Genomic DNA, 16,139 nt, shown 5'->3' with positions numbered 1-16,139 from the left:
AAAGAAGCGAGATCTATCATGTCTTCCATCGTCGACACACCCTTTTCACATCAGCCGCAACCCAAATCCGGCTGGCAGCTGTTCAAAAACCTGGCGTCTGGCAATCTCACGCCCGGGCTTGCGTGGCAAAACCCCTCTTATCGACGTAAATTCATGTTACGTTCGCTGGCAACGCCATTCAGCACCGCGCGCCTGCTGGCAAACCTGGCAAAACAGCCCCGCTTAATGCAGATGCTACAGGTGCAGCCTGGTCTGCCGTGTCGTCTGCATCGCCCATGGCTGACGGTTAATATGAGCCGCCAGCACGCGCTGGAGTCTCTCAACTGGCACTACCAGGCAATGAGCCGCCATCTTCCGGCAACCCTGATGAACGGTTATTTGTCTAAACCGGGCATGACGCTGCTGACCTTAACAGGCAAAGATGAACAGCAATTTACTGTGCGTTTGTGCGCCGATGCCTTCCTTGATAAAGAAGGTGAGGCGACGCTGGCGTTTTGCGATCATCAGAACACCGTGCTGGCAGAGATGACCTTTACCCTGTGTCAGTACGAAGGGAAATCCACGCTCTTTATTGGCGGATTGCAGGGGGCAAAAGCGCATGTTCCTCACGAGCTGATCCAGGGGGCGACGAAAGCCTGCCACGGCCTGTTCCCAAAACGTCTGCTGGTCGAAGCCGCAATGACGCTGGGAGCCGCTTTCCCGGTTGAGCAGATTGTTGCGGTGAGTAACGCCACCCACATCTACCGCAGCTGGCGTTATCGCAAGAAAAAAGAGGGCAAACTGCTGGCAGATTACGACAGTTTCTGGCTTTCCATTGGCGGTGAGCAACGTGATAACGGCAACTTCGTGCTGCCGCTCACCATGCCGCGCAAACCGATGGAAGAGATTGCGAGCAAAAAGCGCTCTGAGTATCGCCGCCGCTATGAACTGCTGGATAGCCTGATCGCTCAGGTTACCCAGGCAACCCGCAGTTAATCGGCTCTCCCGCGTGCCAGCCACAGCACGCGGGAGAACATTTTCCGCAGTAACGTCGGCACCGACTCCACGCCCCTTCTTCCCGCCTCTGCCGCCACTTCAATGGCTAAATCCGGTTTTGACGAACGATGAATCGCCTTTGCGATCACCCGGCGCAAATTCATCGGCACATCGACCGGCACCATGGCGACACGGTGAAAAACGTCATCAAATCCCTGACGGTACATAAAGTGTTCCATGTCCATGGCCGGGAGCATGGTCAAATGGTCGCGTTCTTCTTCCCGCTCGTTATTCAGCAGGCTGCGAACGGTGGCGGCGTATTTTTTCCCCGCTTCGTCACCGTCCACCAGAACGTACCATTCAATTCCCATGCGACGGGCAAACTTGATGAGCGGCTTTAACCCCGACTGGGCAAACTCAATCACCTTAATGCCCTCGGCATCGAAATGGTGCCCACACTGACGCGCCAGCTCGTTAATGACCCAGGTCTCCGTTTCCCCTTCCACCAGCAGCCAGCAGCGCGCAAAGAGCGATGAGGCGCGATTAAAGCGGATATGAAATGCGATGCGGCGGCCATCTTCCGCATTTAATCCCCCCGGCCCTAACCGATAAGCAGAAACGCGAGAGGATTCGCGCACCAGACGGCAGACGTACTCAACGGGGGTGAGCGACAGCAGTTCCCCGGAGTTGGTGGTCGTTATCCGTTGCAGCGGCAGCAGGTTCAGTAAATGCCAGGCAACAGAAAGCATAATGGGGTGCAGACGGGTTTCAGGATCTTCCACCAATAGCAACGGGCGGGCGTCCCTGTCCAGCCGGACAGTCCCCTTCGCCTGCAACAGTGTGGAAAACAGCCCCAGCAGGATCACCCGGTGGCTGCGCCCGCCGGGTCTGTCGATCATCCGGTTGATGATGTCGAGATACCGCCAGCTTCGCTGTTCATCATGAGAGCGGCGACGCATCAGGCGGTTACGGGATTGGGATGTCCCCTGCTCGGAAAAGTAGTGTTCCAGCAACTGTACCATTGCCGAAAGCCCCTGGCGGATCTGACCGTCGGTTAAATTTTGCGGGCGAGAAACCAGTTCGCGCGCCAGAAAATCCAGTTCACGCGCGGTGACTTCGGCTTCCGGCATATTCGGTACAGTGCCGTTACGGATACGGCGCATAAATCGCGCATCGCGCAAACGCAGCACCGGCATCAGACGAATAAGGTGGCGGGCCAGTTCGTCGATGTTGTCCAGAGGAATGGGGTTGCCTTTCTCATCCAGGAACTCACGCAGGGTTAACACGCTATCATTTTCACCCAGCTCACCTTCCAGACGGTAGAAGATGCGGTGGAAATCGTCATCACAGGGGACCCAGCACGGCGACATCGGGCGGAAGCGGCGCACACGGTGTCGGCCCGGCTCAGACTCGCGAAACGTCAGAATAATATGCAGATGTTTTTCGCGCCCCATCACGTCGCCCGGCGGAAACCAGAAGTCATCATGCACAAAGTGGTACAGATCATCTTCCGGTGACAGCAGCAACGTAAGCGCATCCAGCAGGCTGGACTTACCCCAGGCGTTCTCGCCTATCAGAACGTTGTTCTGCTCAAGCGTCAGCGACAGGCGGTTAATACCGCGAAATCCCACAATCTCCACACGTTCGAGAAGCATAAATCCCCCGCGAAAAGGTCGCTTTTTCCTTCAAGTTATCAGCAGTATAGCGGGCGCAAGCCCTGCATAACACAGGAATACACCTCGGTTATTCCGAAGCCGCACGAAAAAATCAGAATTTCACCGCAATGTTTTGTTTGAAATAGGGATAACCAGACAAGATACTAGCGCCCGAGAATTGGACTATGCTGTATTAACCTCCAGTTTGAACAAGGATTGACATCACATTGCCTTAAATCAAATTTATCGAATTTATTTAAGTGGCGAAGGGGTGTTGTTGGTTTCTAAAATAATGACTCTTTGAGTCGTCATCCCTTTATGGCGATATAACCCGTGCGCGGGAAAGTGTGCGGAAATTTATTATTGAGGTGGTTATGTTCAGAAAATTAGCGGCAGAATGTTTTGGTACATTCTGGCTGGTGTTTGGTGGCTGCGGTAGCGCAGTTCTGGCAGCAGCATTTCCAGAATTAGGGATTGGTTTTGTCGGTGTCGCTCTGGCATTTGGCTTAACCGTATTAACCATGGCGTTCGCAGTAGGCCATATTTCTGGCGGTCATTTTAACCCGGCAGTGACATTAGGTCTGTGGGCGGGTGGTCGCTTCCCGGCAAAAGACGTTATTGGCTATATTGTTGCTCAGGTTATTGGCGGCATTATTGCGGCGGGCGTTCTGTATGTTATTGCCAGCGGTAAAGCAGGCTTTGATGCAGCAGCCAGCGGCTTTGCGTCCAACGGCTTTGGTGAGCACTCTCCGGGCGGCTACTCCATGATGTCTGCCATCGTGATTGAAATTGTGCTGACCGCAGGCTTCCTGCTGGTTATTCACGGTGCAACAGACAAACATGCACCAGCCGGTTTCGCGCCCATTGCCATTGGTCTGGCGCTGACGCTTATCCACCTGATCTCTATTCCAGTCACCAACACCTCGGTCAACCCTGCGCGTAGTACCGCTGTGGCGATTTTCCAGGGCGGCTGGGCGCTTGAGCAGCTGTGGCTGTTCTGGGTGATGCCAATCATCGGCGGTATTCTGGGCGGCGTGCTTTACCGCACTCTGCTGGAAAAACGCGATTAACTGAGTGTGGTGTCGGGTGGCGCGAACGCTTTCCCGACCTACGTCACAGTGCCATTTGTAGGCCGGGTAAGCGTTAGCGCCACCCGGCTTTCTTTTGCCGCTTTACTGGGCAGCCTTTATTGGGTAGTGTCTCTGGCGCTCAACAGATACCCATAAGGACCCGGCTGTTCATGTTTTCAGGACTCTTAATCATTCTGCTGCCCCTGATTGTGGGCTACCTTATTCCGCTTCATCGTGAATCCGCATTAAGGCTCATCAATCGCTTCCTCAGCTGGATTGTCTACGTCATTCTATTCTTTATGGGAATTAGCCTGGCTTTCCTGGATAACCTGGCCGTCAATCTGCTGGCCATCCTTCATTATTCCATCGTCACTGTTGTGGTTATTTTGCTGTGCAATATCGCGGCCTTGTTCTGGCTCGAACGGACTATTCCGTGGAAAAATCATCACCATCAGGAAAAGTTGCCTTCACGAATTGCAATGGCGCTGGAATCATTAAAACTGTGCGGCGTAGTAGTACTGGGTTTCCTGCTGGGATTAACCGGATGGGCATTTTTACAACACGCCACCGAAGCCAGCGAATATACCCTGATATTCCTCCTGTTCCTGATCGGCATTCAGCTGCGAAATAATGGCATGACGCTGAAGCAGATTGTCCTTAATCGCCGCGGAATGATGGTTGCCGTGGTGGTGATTGCCAGCTCAATGGTCGCAGGCGCTATTAATGCCTTTATTCTCGACCTGCCGCTGAAAACAGGCCTTGCGATGGCTTCCGGGTTTGGCTGGTATTCGCTGTCGGGGATCCTGCTCACTGAATCTTTCGGTCCGGTCATTGGCAGCGCCGCTTTCTTTAATGACCTGGCGCGCGAGTTGATCGCCATTATGCTGATCCCAGGCCTTGTGCGTCGTAGTCGCTCCACTGCACTGGGTTTGTGCGGCGCAACTTCGATGGACTTTACCCTGCCGGTATTACAGCGTTCGGGCGGGCTGGAGATGGTGCCTGCCGCCATCGTCCACGGCTTTATTTTAAGCCTGCTGGTTCCTGTTCTGATGGCGTTCTTCTCCGCCTGATACTTCTTTGGCGGTAGCCTGTCTGCCGCCAAAATTGCGCTAAATCAATATCCCTCTATTTTGTAGCAGAAAGAACTTTTCACCGTTCTGGCACAAGCATAATCTTAAACATGTATATCAAATATAACTTTAACAGGTGTGATTATGTTTTGTGTGCAATGTGAACAAACCATCCGTACCCCGGCAGGCAATGGCTGCTCCTACGCGCAGGGTATGTGCGGCAAAACGGCAGAAACGTCAGACCTCCAGGACCTGCTGATTGCTGCCCTGCAAGGCCTCTCTGCATGGGCGTTTAAAGCCCGTGAATACGGCATTATCGACCACTACGTAGACAGTTTTGCACCTCGCGCATTTTTCTCCACGTTGACGAATGTCAACTTTGATTCCCCGCGCATTGTTGGTTATGCCCGTGAAGCCATCGCCCTGCGTGAAGCGCTGAAAGCACAATCCCTGAATGCAGACGCGAATGCCCGTGTTGATAACCCAATGGCCAGCCTGCAGCTGGTGAGCGACGACCTGGGCGATTTGCAGCGTCAGGCGGCAGAATTTACCCCGAACAAAGACAAAGCGGCGATTGGCGAGAACATTCTCGGCCTGCGTCTGCTGTGCCTGTACGGCCTGAAAGGTGCTGCGGCCTATATGGAACACGCACACGTACTCGGCCAGTACGACAACGATATCTATGCCCAGTACCACAAAATCATGGCATGGCTCGGCACCTGGCCTTCCGATATGAACGCTCTGCTGGAGTGCTCAATGGAAATCGGCCAGATGAACTTCAAAGTGATGAGCATTCTGGATGCCGGTGAAACCAGCACTTACGGTCACCCAACCCCAACCCAGGTCAATGTCAAAGCCACCGAAGGCAAATGTATCCTGATCTCTGGCCATGACCTGAAAGACCTGTACAACCTGCTGAAGCAGACTGAAGGCACCGGCGTGAACGTCTACACCCATGGTGAAATGCTGCCTGCACACGGCTACCCGGAACTGCGTAAATTCAAACATCTGATCGGCAACTACGGCAGCGGCTGGCAGAACCAGCAGGTTGAATTTGCCCGCTTCCCTGGCCCAATCGTGATGACCTCTAACTGCATCATCGACCCAACCGTTGGCGCGTATGATGACCGTATCTGGACCCGGAGCATCGTCGGCTGGCCGGGTGTGAGCCACCTCGAAGGTGACGATTTTGCGCCCGTTATCGCCCAGGCACAGCAGATGGCCGGCTTCCCGTACAGCGAAATCGAACACCTGATCACCGTCGGCTTTGGCCGCGAAACTCTGTTGGGTGCAGCCGATTCCCTGATTGATCTGGTCAGCCGTGAAAAACTGCGCCACATCTTCCTGATTGGCGGCTGCGACGGCGCACGCGGTGAGCGTAACTACTTCACCGATTTCGCCACCAGCGTTCCACAAGACTGCCTGATCCTGACCCTGGCGTGCGGGAAATACCGTTTCAACAAGCTGGACTTCGGCAACATCGAAGGCCTGCCGCGTCTGGTCGATGCCGGTCAGTGTAACGATGCTTACTCTGCCATCATTCTGGCGGTAACCCTGGCGGAAAAACTGGGCTGTGGCGTGAACGACCTGCCGCTGTCACTGGTGCTCTCCTGGTTCGAACAGAAAGCGATTGTCATCCTGCTGACGCTGCTTTCTCTGGGTGTGACCAACATCGTGACCGGCCCGACTGCGCCAGGCTTCCTGACGCCAGACCTGCTGGCCGTGCTGAACGAGAAATTCGGTCTGCGTTCGGTCACCACCGTTGAAGAAGATATGCAGCAGCTGCTGAGCGCATAAGGAGCGATTCATGACGATGCCAACCTCACAATGTCCGTGGCGGATGCAGGTTCATCACATCCATCAGGAGACGCCGGATGTGTGGACGCTGTCACTGCTGTGCCATGACTACTATCCGTACCGTGCAGGTCAGTATGCGCTGGTCAGTGTCCGCAATTCCACAGACACCCTGCGCGCCTACACCATCTCCTCTACGCCGGGTGTGAGCGAATACATTACGCTCACCATCCGTCGGATTGATGACGGCGTGGGTTCACAGTGGCTGACCCGTGATGTGAAGCGCGGGGATTATATCTGGCTGTCTGATGCACAGGGTGATTTCACCTGTGATGATAAGACGGAAGATAAATTCCTGTTGCTGGCGGCGGGTTGTGGGGTTACGCCGGTGATGTCGATGCGCCGCTGGCTGGCAAAAAATCGTCCGCAGGCCGATGTGCAGGTGATCTTTAGCGTGCGTTCGCCGGAAGATGTGATTTTTGCCGACGAATGGCGCAACTACCCGGTAACGCTGGTGGCTGAAAACAACGCGACACAGGGTTTTGTTGCCGGTCGCCTGAGCCGCGAGCTGCTGCAAAGCGTGCCGGATATCGCGTCCCGCACCGTGATGACCTGCGGCCCTGCGCCGTACATGGATATCGTGGAAGAGGAAGTGAAAGCGCTGGGCGTGACCCGCTTCTTTAAAGAGCAGTTCTTTACCCCGGTGGCGGAAGCCGCGACCAGTGGCGTGAAGTTCACGAAGCTGCAACCGGCTCAAACCTTCTTCGGCCGCGTAGGCACTACGCTGCTGGAAGCGCTGGAAAGCAACAACGTCCCCGTTGTTGCCGCCTGTCGCGCTGGCGTGTGTGGTTGCTGCAAAACGAAAGTGGTGGATGGCAACTACACCGTCACCAGCACCATGACGTTAACGGACGCGGAAATCGCCGAAGGTTACGTGCTGGCGTGCTCGTGTCATCCGCAGGGTGATCTGGTTCTCGCATGAAACGGTAAAACGTTCACTTGTAGGCCCGGTAAGCGTCAGCGCCACCGGGCTTTTTTGTCGGGTGGCACTGCGTTTACCCGACCTACATCGACATTACCGCCACGCGGGATCTTTCCCTACTGCGTAACGCCCTGCCCCTAAAAATGCCACTGCCAGTGCGCCGATAAAGAAATACACCAGACTTTCAATGGCCCATGCGCCCACCGCATCCAGTGCGAAGGTTTTACCCGTACCCACCATCAGCCACGCAATCACCATCGTAAACGCCAGCACCAGTGCCGCCGGACGCGTGAAAAGACCCAGAACAATCAGGATAGGCGCCACCACTTCGCCAATCAACACGCCATAGGCGATAAACCCTGGTAACCCTTTTTCCACCAGCATCCCGCTAATGAATCCCACACCACCAAACAGCTTATGCAGGCCGTGAAACAGCATCAGCCCACCCACGGCAAGTCGTAACAAGAGTTTGCCGAGATCGTCGCACGCTAGCTTTTTATTAACAGCAATTAACAATGTTTTAACCATTTGAAATTATTCCTGTTTTTACCCGAGGCATCATCAGATTATGACGAATAGTAACCAATGAAAAGCACCTTTTAATGAGGGGGATCCACCGGGCGTTGCGGCGAGTTTCATCTAAGCTTGTAAGCGGTATCACAAACAGGAGAAGGATCACCATGAAACAAACTGTGGCTGCATACATCGCAAAAACCCTTGAACAGGCTGGCGTAAAACGTATCTGGGGTGTCACCGGGGATTCCCTGAATGGGTTGAGCGATAGCCTGAATAAGATGAAAACCATTGAATGGATGCCGACCCGTCATGAAGAAGTGGCGGCGTTTGCCGCAGGCGCAGAGGCACAACTCACCGGCGAGCTTGCCGTTTGCGCGGGCTCCTGCGGGCCGGGAAACCTGCATCTGATTAACGGTCTGTTTGACTGTCATCGTAACCATGTTCCGGTGCTGGCGATTGCCGCACACATTCCGTCCACAGAGATTGGCAGCGGCTATTTTCAGGAGACGCATCCTCAGGAGCTGTTCCGTGAATGCAGCCACTACTGCGAGCTGGTCTCCACCCCGGAACAGATCCCTCAGGTGCTGGCGATAGCCATGCGCAAAGCGGTGCTGAACCGCGGAGTTTCTGTGGTGGTTTTACCTGGTGACGTTGCGCTAAAAGCCGCGCCTGAAAGCGCCAGCACCCACTGGTATCACGCACCGCAGCCTGTCGTAACCCCTACAGAAGAAGAGCTGAAAAAGCTGGCTCAACTGCTGCGTTACTCCAGCAATATTGCCCTGATGTGCGGCAGCGGCTGTGCAGGCGCGCACAAAGAGCTGCTGGAATTTGCCGGCAAACTTAAGGCGCCGATTGTCCACGCCCTGCGCGGCAAAGAGCACGTGGAGTACGATAACCCGTACGATGTGGGCATGACCGGGCTGATTGGTTTTTCCAGCGGTTTCCACACCATGATGAACGCCGATACGCTGATTTTGCTGGGCACCCAGTTCCCTTACCGTCCGTTCTATCCGGCGGATGCCAAAATCATTCAGATTGATATCAACCCGGCAAGTATTGGCGCGCACAGCAAGGTGGATATGGCGCTGGTGGGCGATATCAAATCGACGCTTACCGCGCTGCTACCCCATCTGGAAGAAAAAACCGATCGTAAGTTCCTTGATAAAGCCCTGAGCGATTATCGCGATGCGCGTAAAGGGCTGGACGACCTGGCAAAACCGAGCGACAAAGCCATTCATCCGCAGTATCTGGCGCAGCAGATCAGTCATTTCGCCAGCGACGATGCCATCTTTACCTGCGACGTGGGCACGCCTACCGTCTGGGCCGCGCGCTACCTGAAAATGAACGGCAAACGGCGTCTGCTGGGCTCGTTTAACCACGGCTCGATGGCCAACGCCATGCCACAGGCGCTTGGCGCCAAAGCCACCGCGCCGGAGCGTCAGGTGGTGGCGATGTGCGGCGACGGTGGGTTCAGCATGTTGATGGGGGATTTCCTGTCAGTGGTGCAGATGAAGCTGCCGCTCAAAATTGTGGTCTTTAACAACAGCGTGCTGGGCTTTGTGGCAATGGAGATGAAAGCCGGTGGCTATCTGACGGATGGCACTGAACTGCACGATACCAATTTCGCCCGCATCGCCGAAGCCTGTGGCATTACCGGTATTCGGGTGGAAAAAGCCGCCGACGTGGACGAAGCGCTGCAACGAGCATTTTCCCTCGATGGCCCTGTGCTGGTGGATGTGGTGGTCGCCAAAGAGGAGCTGGCTATTCCGCCGCAGATCAAGCTGGAGCAGGCCAAAGGATTTAGTCTCTATATGCTGCGCGCCATCATTAATGGCCGTGGTGACGAGGTAATCGAACTGGCAAAAACTAACTGGCTCAGGTAAAACATCTGGCATCGCCCGTTTAAATATAAGGACTTGCCATGATTGATTTACGCAGTGATACCGTTACCCGTCCGACGCGCGCCATGCTAGAAAAGATGATGGCCGCCCCGGTCGGGGACGATGTGTACGGCGATGACCCGACGGTAAACGAACTTCAACGCTACGCGGCGGAGTTAAGCGGTAAAGAGGCCGCGCTGTTTCTGCCAACCGGCACTCAGGCAAACCTGGTGGCGCTGCTGAGCCACTGCGAGCGCGGTGAAGAGTATATCGTCGGCCAGGGCGCGCATAACTACCTTTATGAAGCAGGCGGTGCGGCGGTGCTCGGCAGCATTCAGCCGCAGCCGATCGACGCTGCCCCTGACGGCTCCCTGCCGCTCGATAAAGTCGCGGCAAAAATCAAAGCCGACGACATCCACTTCGCGCGCACAAAACTGCTCAGCCTGGAAAATACCCATAACGGCAAAGTCCTGCCGCGTGAATACCTGAAAGCGGCGTGGGAATTTACCCGCGAGCGCAAGCTCGGCCTGCACGTTGATGGCGCGCGTATTTTTAACGCCATTGTGGAGTATGGCTGCGAACTGAAAGAGGTCGTGCAGTATTGCGACTCGTTCACTATCTGCCTCTCCAAAGGTCTGGGCACGCCGGTGGGTTCACTGTTGGTGGGTGATGCGGATTACATCAAGCGTGCAAATCGCTGGCGTAAAATGACCGGCGGCGGAATGCGTCAGGCCGGGATCCTCGCAGCCGCAGGCTTGTATGCCCTGAAAAATAACGTTGCGCGTCTGAAAGATGACCACGACAATGCGGCCTGGATGGCATCGCAACTGCGTGAAATTGGCGCAGACGTGATGCGTCATGACACCAACATGCTGTTTGTTCGTGTGGGTGAAGATAACGCAGCCGCGCTGGGCGAATTTATGAAGGCGCGCGGCGTCCTGCTGAACGCCTCCCCTGTTGTGCGTCTGGTGATGCATCTTGATGTCAGTCGTGAGCAACTTGCCGAGGTGGTGAGCCACTGGCAGGCATTTTTACAGCGTTAACAAAGGAGCGTAACGTGCCGCAACGTATTCTGGTGCTGGGTGCCAGTGGCTATATCGGCCAGCACCTGACGACGGTATTAAGCCAGCAGGGCCATCAGGTGCTGGCTGCGGCACGCAGTATTGAACGCCTGCAAAAGCAAAACCTGCCAAACGTTACCTGCCACAGCGTAGATTTAAACTGGCCGCAAGGTTTGTCCACGCTGCTGGAAGGTGTCGACACGCTCTATTATCTGGTGCACAGCATGGGCGAAGGCGGTGATTTTATCGCCCACGAGCGCCAGGTGGCGATGAACGTTCGCGATGCCCTGCTGCAAACGCCGGTTAAACAGGTGATTTTCTTAAGCTCGCTCCAGGCGCCTGCTCATGAGCAGTCCGATCACCTGCGCGCGCGTCAGCTGACTGCGGAAACATTGCGCAGCGCCGGGATCCCCGTCACCGAACTGCGGGCCGGGATCATCGTCGGCGCCGGTTCAGCCGCCTTCGAAGTGATGCGCGATATGGTCTATAACCTGCCGGTGCTGACGCCCCCGCGCTGGGTACGTTCACGTACCACGCCCATTGCGCTGGAAAACCTGCTGCATTATCTGGTGGCACTGCTGGCGCACCCCTCGGACCAGCATCGGGTGCTGGAAGCCGCAGGCCCGGAAGTGTTGAGCTATCAGGAACAATTCGAACATTTCATGCAGGTCAGCAGCCGCCATCGCTGGCTGATCCCTGTCCCCTTCCCGACCCGCTGGATCTCCGTGTGGTTTTTGAATGTCATTACCTCGGTGCCGCCAACCACCGCAAAAGCGCTGATCCAGGGGCTAAAACACGATCTGCTGGCCGACGATCGCGAGCTTCGCGCGCTGATCCCGCAAACGTTGATCCCTTTTGATGACGCGGTACGTAACACACTCAAAGAAGAAGAGAAACTGGTGAACTCCAGCGACTGGGGTTACGACGCCCAGGCCTTCGCCCGCTGGCGCCCGGAGTATGGCTACTACCCGAAACAGGCCGGCTGCACGGTGAAAACCGCCGCCAGCCTGGAAGCCCTTTGGGAAGTGATTAACCAGATTGGCGGCAAAGAGCGCTATTTCTTTGGCAATATCCTCTGGCAAACCCGCGGCGCCATGGATCTGCTGATTGGGCATAAGCTCGCGAAAGGCCGCCCTGCTCATCCGTACCTTAACGTGGGCGATACCGTGGACAGCTGGAAGGTAATCATCGTTGAACCCGAAAAGCAGCTGGCGCTGCTGTTTGGCATGAAAGCGCCCGGGCTTGGGCGGCTCTGTTTTACCCTGAAAGATAAAGGCAGCCACCGTGAACTTGACGTTCGGGCCTGGTGGCATCCGCACGGAATGCCGGGCCTGTTCTACTGGCTGCTGATGATCCCGGCGCACCTGTTTATCTTCCGGGGAATGGCAAAACGCATTGCGCAACTTGCAGAACAAAAGAAGGAAAAGATCTAAATAAAAGTCTTATTCTTTCACCTTTCCCATTGCATACAGGCGTAATTCACGGAAGAATGCGCACGAAATTCTTTTTCAATACAGTGGATCGATATGAAGGTACTGGTTACCGGTGCAACCAGCGGCTTAGGCCGAAACGCGGTCGAGTTTCTGCGCAACAAAGGCGTTAGCGTCAGAGCTACCGGCCGCAACGAGGCGATGGGCAAGCTGCTGCAAAAAATGGGCGCAGAATTTGTTCATGCCGACCTGACGGAACTGGTTTCCTCACAGGCGAAAGTGATGCTCGCCGGTATCGATACGCTGTGGCACTGCTCCAGTTTTACCTCTCCGTGGGGTACCCAGGAGGCCTTTGATCTTGCCAACGTGCGCGCCACGCGTCGTCTGGGAGAATGGGCCGTTGCCTGGGGCGTGCGTAACTTTATTCACATCTCTTCGCCATCGCTTTATTTCGATTATCACCATCATCGCGATATTCAGGAAGATTTCCGTCCGGCCCGTTTTGCCTGTGAGTTTGCCCGCAGCAAAGCGGCCAGTGAAGAGGTGATCGACCTGCTGGCGCAGTCTAACCCGCACACGCGGTTTACCGTACTGCGCCCACAAAGTCTGTTCGGACCGCACGACAAAGTGTTTATCCCTCGCCTGGCGCAGATGATGCACCACTACGGCAGCGTGTTGCTGCCACGCGGTGGCGATGCGCTGGTGGACATGACCTACTACGAAAACGCCATACACGCCATGTGGCTGGCAAGCCAGCCGGGCTGCGATAAGCTGATCTCCGGTCGCGCCTACAACATCACAAACGGCGAGCCCTGCACGCTTCGCAGCATTGTGCAGCGCCTGATCGACGAGCTGCAGATCGACTGCCGCATTCGTTCCGTGCCGTACCCGATGCTGGATATGATTGCCCGCAGTATGGAGCGTTTTGGCAATAAATCCGCCAAAGAGCCTGCCCTGACGCATTACGGCGTGTCGAAGCTGAACTTTGATTTCACGCTGGATATTTCGCGGGCGGAGACTGAGCTGGGTTATAAGCCGATTGTGACGCTGGATGAAGGGATTACCCGCACGGCGGCATGGCTGCGGGATCACGGGAAGTTACACCGGTAGTTAAACGGGTGCGGCCTGATGCCCTCTCCCACGGGGAGAGGGTACAAACACTAAAACGGCAACCTAAAGGTTGCCGTTTGTTTTTTACAGAGCCGTCCAGGCTTCAGACCATGCCAGACCTGCGCCTGGTTCATAGTATGCCGGGGCGTTGTTACACCAGCCACTGTACGGGAACGGTTTGCACTGGAACAGTTTACCGTGGTTATTCACGATATCACCTGCCTTGTACTTGCTGTTCGCGCTCCACGCCGGATAAGAGCCAGAGGTTCCTTCATCCTGCGATGGCGTTGCCGCTTTCGCCTTCACGTTCAGCAGGTAGGACGTGGTGCTGCTCAGCTCACCATCGCTGACGGTCAGGCTGATCTCATACTGCTGAGCCGTCGTGGCTTCAGGTGCATTGAAGGTGACAACCGCTTTGTCTTCGCCGGTTACGGTCTGGCCATCCTGGGAACGCCAGGTGTAAGTCAGTTTGTTACCGTCTTCGTCGGTAGACCCTTCTGCACTCAGAGAAACCTGCGCACCCGCTTCAACGGCACCAATTGGACCCGCAATCTGCGCCACTGGCGCGTGGTTAACGGCTGCCGGTTCTGCCGGCGTTTCGTCAGGTGTTGGCGTTGGAGTGACCGGTGTTTCATCTTCAGAAGGCGTTGGGGTCGGCGTAACCGGTGTTTCATCCGGTGTGGTCGCTGAACCGTCATCATTCACGATGTTCACGTTATAGAACTTCTGCACACACCTGGTGTAGTCGCCGTCTTTGAACGCACTGAATGGTGTCTGGTAACCCACCAGCTGGCAGGAATAGGTCTTACCGTCTGGTGTATCTGCGCTCCATCCCCAGTCCTGTTCCCAGTAAATCTTCAGTGCGCCCGCGCCGCCTTCATCGAATTGCTTCATGTTGGCACAGCCCAGCACTTCATTTGCCGGGACCGGCACCTTGAGATAGTTGGCAAACTCTTTGTAGTACTTGATACGGTTCTGAGACTGGGCAATCTCAGTCGGACCGCCGCACTCAACGCCGCCGTTGATGATTTGGGTCGTCACGCCGAAGCCAGGAACCAGGCCATTGGCTTTATCGTGATCGTTTGGCTGCCAGGTACCGTCGATCACCTGCAACATGCTTGGTTTTGGCGGCTGTGGGTAGGCGAAGAAGAAGATGGCGCTCGCCAGGTTCAGCCAGGTATCCGCCACCAGCTCTGGTTTGTCGAGCAGCGTACGGACATCGCCGAACATCGCTTCAGAGAATGGACCATAGTTGTAGTTGTAGGAGAGCTGTTTCGCGCCACGGCCAAAGTAGCTCAGGAAATCACCGTCTTTGTCTTTCCCGCATGGCCAGGTTTGCCCCTGCCAGACATCGGTATTACATTCGCCGTTGTAACCGCCCTTCTGGCCTTCGCTCCAGCCCATTTCGCGCACGTAAACCAGCGCCTGGCGCCATTCGGCTTCAGGACGCCAGCTTTCATGGCCGCCCGTTTCCTGGGCAAAGTGAGCAAACATGGTTGCCAGCTCTTTACGGCAAATTGCATCGCTGTCACGGCCATCTTTGTAGGTGTCGCAGAGCGCCGGGAATTTACCTACGGCTTTCAGGAAGTTGCTGTAGCTGTAATCTTTGGCGCGCAGCGGGAACAGATATTCCCAGTCGCTCTCTTTCAGGATCCCTTCAACACGTTTCACGTTAGCCGGGTTGGAAGCACGGCCTGGCTCAATCTGCTCAACTGAAGCGTTGTCCAGCGTACGGATAGTATCCTTCACGGACTGCATCAGCGGGAAATCCGTCAGTTCTTTCTCTTTTTTCGCCAGATCGCTGGCTTTCATGGTGTAAGGCTCGCTGCTTTCTGCCTTCAGCATGGTGGCCTGAGCCATAACAGGTGCAATGCACGCACCCGCAATTAACACGCTCAGTAATGTCCTTTTATTCATTTCAGTTATTCCTGTTAATTCGATGATTTAAAATAAAATCCCAATTTATTTATTAATCCATTAATAAATAAATTCCAGACAGCTGCTTTTCATTTTTTGAAGAACACCTTCCGGTACTCTTCAAAAAATAAAACCCACGACTAATAAGACTGCTTTGATTTTATTTCCTGATATTGTGCCCAAACTTTATGCGCATAGATCATACGTTGTGGATAATTTTCTTTTTTCAGCCCGGCGTTATATGCGCCTACCGCTTCCCAGTTATAGCCATAAACTTTAATCATGTTCGATAATATCGATGCCCCGACCATGATGGAGGTACATGGCTCTGTCATTAAGCGATACTCATCAATCCCCTGGCGTTTCAGCGCCTTCAAATGTGAGCTGTTAATCTGCATCAGGCCAACGTCGCGTGAACCATCGTGGTTCCAGCCCACGGCATATGGATTCATACCGGATTCAACTTTCGCAATCGCAAATAATAAATACGGGTCGACATGATAATAATGAGCTGCTTTATCCCAGCAATTTGCGAATACACTCTGGCTCACCATCAATAACAACAGAATTATGTATTTCATCTTCTTTCCTGCTTACTGAATTACGGTTCTCTCCTTGCGCACATTATTTTGAGATGTTAGCCACACCCGAAGCGGGGTGTGGCTAACCATTACGGGTG

General features: G+C 54.8%; 13 protein-coding genes. 9 read left to right on the top strand and 4 right to left on the bottom strand.

What is annotated here, in order from left to right; genetic code table 11:
* Positions 1 to 18 precede the first annotated feature (18 nt).
* Positions 19 to 975: a VirK/YbjX family protein gene (locus N1249_RS07260; RefSeq protein WP_259836148.1), complete on the top strand. Its 957-nt coding sequence runs from the start codon at positions 19 to 21 to the stop codon at positions 973 to 975.
* Here the strand turns inward: N1249_RS07260 and N1249_RS07255 are convergent.
* Positions 972 to 2,630: an ATP-dependent endonuclease gene (locus N1249_RS07255; protein WP_259836145.1), complete on the bottom strand. Its 1,659-nt coding sequence runs from the start codon at positions 2,628 to 2,630 to the stop codon at positions 972 to 974. The two genes, N1249_RS07260 and N1249_RS07255, sit on opposite strands and share 4 nt — an antisense overlap.
* A 374-nt stretch (positions 2,631 to 3,004) precedes the next feature.
* Between N1249_RS07255 and aqpZ the strand changes: the two genes are divergently transcribed.
* The 4 genes from aqpZ (at position 3,005) to hcr (ending at position 7,546) form a co-directional block, all read left to right on the top strand.
* A complete protein-coding gene (gene aqpZ / locus N1249_RS07250) occupies positions 3,005 to 3,700 on the top strand; it encodes an aquaporin Z (protein WP_014069553.1) in 696 nt (231 codons plus the stop codon).
* Between the two features lie 170 nt (positions 3,701 to 3,870).
* On the top strand, positions 3,871 to 4,770 hold the full coding sequence (locus N1249_RS07245; protein ID WP_259836141.1) for a lysine exporter LysO family protein: 900 nt from the start codon (positions 3,871 to 3,873) through the stop codon (positions 4,768 to 4,770).
* A gap of 144 nt (positions 4,771 to 4,914) precedes the next feature.
* Complete coding sequence (hcp, locus tag N1249_RS07240) at positions 4,915 to 6,567, top strand: hydroxylamine reductase (RefSeq protein ID WP_182060204.1); 1,653 nt, start codon at positions 4,915 to 4,917, stop codon at positions 6,565 to 6,567.
* 10 nt (positions 6,568 to 6,577) lie between these two features.
* Positions 6,578 to 7,546: an NADH oxidoreductase gene (gene hcr, locus N1249_RS07235; RefSeq protein WP_259836137.1), complete on the top strand. Its 969-nt coding sequence runs from the start codon at positions 6,578 to 6,580 to the stop codon at positions 7,544 to 7,546.
* 93 nt (positions 7,547 to 7,639) lie between these two features.
* On the opposite strand, the gene N1249_RS07230 is transcribed toward hcr, so the two are convergent.
* Positions 7,640 to 8,074: a DoxX family protein gene (locus N1249_RS07230; protein ID WP_259836135.1), complete on the bottom strand. Its 435-nt coding sequence runs from the start codon at positions 8,072 to 8,074 to the stop codon at positions 7,640 to 7,642.
* A gap of 152 nt (positions 8,075 to 8,226) precedes the next feature.
* On the opposite strand from N1249_RS07230, the gene poxB reads away from it, so the two are divergent.
* The 4 genes from poxB to N1249_RS07210 all read left to right on the top strand — a co-directional run bounded on the left by poxB (position 8,227) and on the right by N1249_RS07210 (position 13,543).
* Positions 8,227 to 9,945: a ubiquinone-dependent pyruvate dehydrogenase gene (poxB, locus tag N1249_RS07225; RefSeq protein WP_259836133.1), complete on the top strand. Its 1,719-nt coding sequence runs from the start codon at positions 8,227 to 8,229 to the stop codon at positions 9,943 to 9,945.
* Between the two features lie 38 nt (positions 9,946 to 9,983).
* Positions 9,984 to 10,985 carry a low-specificity L-threonine aldolase gene (gene ltaE, locus N1249_RS07220; RefSeq protein WP_259836130.1) on the top strand — a complete coding sequence of 334 codons (1,002 nt, stop codon included), beginning with the start codon at positions 9,984 to 9,986 and terminating at the stop codon, positions 10,983 to 10,985.
* A gap of 14 nt (positions 10,986 to 10,999) precedes the next feature.
* Positions 11,000 to 12,436 (top strand): SDR family oxidoreductase, encoded by a 1,437-nt coding sequence (locus tag N1249_RS07215; RefSeq protein WP_259836128.1) that lies wholly within the window; start codon positions 11,000 to 11,002, stop codon positions 12,434 to 12,436.
* A 93-nt stretch (positions 12,437 to 12,529) separates the two neighbouring features.
* Positions 12,530 to 13,543 carry an NAD(P)-dependent oxidoreductase gene (locus N1249_RS07210; protein WP_259836125.1) on the top strand — a complete coding sequence of 338 codons (1,014 nt, stop codon included), beginning with the start codon at positions 12,530 to 12,532 and terminating at the stop codon, positions 13,541 to 13,543.
* Positions 13,544 to 13,627: 84 nt separating this feature from the next.
* Here the strand turns inward: N1249_RS07210 and N1249_RS07205 are convergent, their stop codons facing one another.
* Entirely contained in the window at positions 13,628 to 15,460 is a 1,833-nt protein-coding gene (locus tag N1249_RS07205) for a chitinase (protein ID WP_259836122.1), read from the bottom strand.
* A 140-nt stretch (positions 15,461 to 15,600) separates the two neighbouring features.
* Positions 15,601 to 16,041, bottom strand: a complete 441-nt coding sequence (iagB, locus tag N1249_RS07200; protein ID WP_259836121.1) for a type III secretion system invasion protein IagB — start codon at positions 16,039 to 16,041, stop codon at positions 15,601 to 15,603.
* Positions 16,042 to 16,139: the final 98 nt, after the last annotated feature.

This window comes from Enterobacter sp. CP102 (assembly GCF_025152625.1).
In the GTDB taxonomy this organism is placed as follows: Bacteria; Pseudomonadota; Gammaproteobacteria; order Enterobacterales; family Enterobacteriaceae; genus Enterobacter; species Enterobacter soli.
Note: the sequence above shows the minus strand (reverse complement) of the source record. Positions and strands in the feature narration are given on the sequence as shown.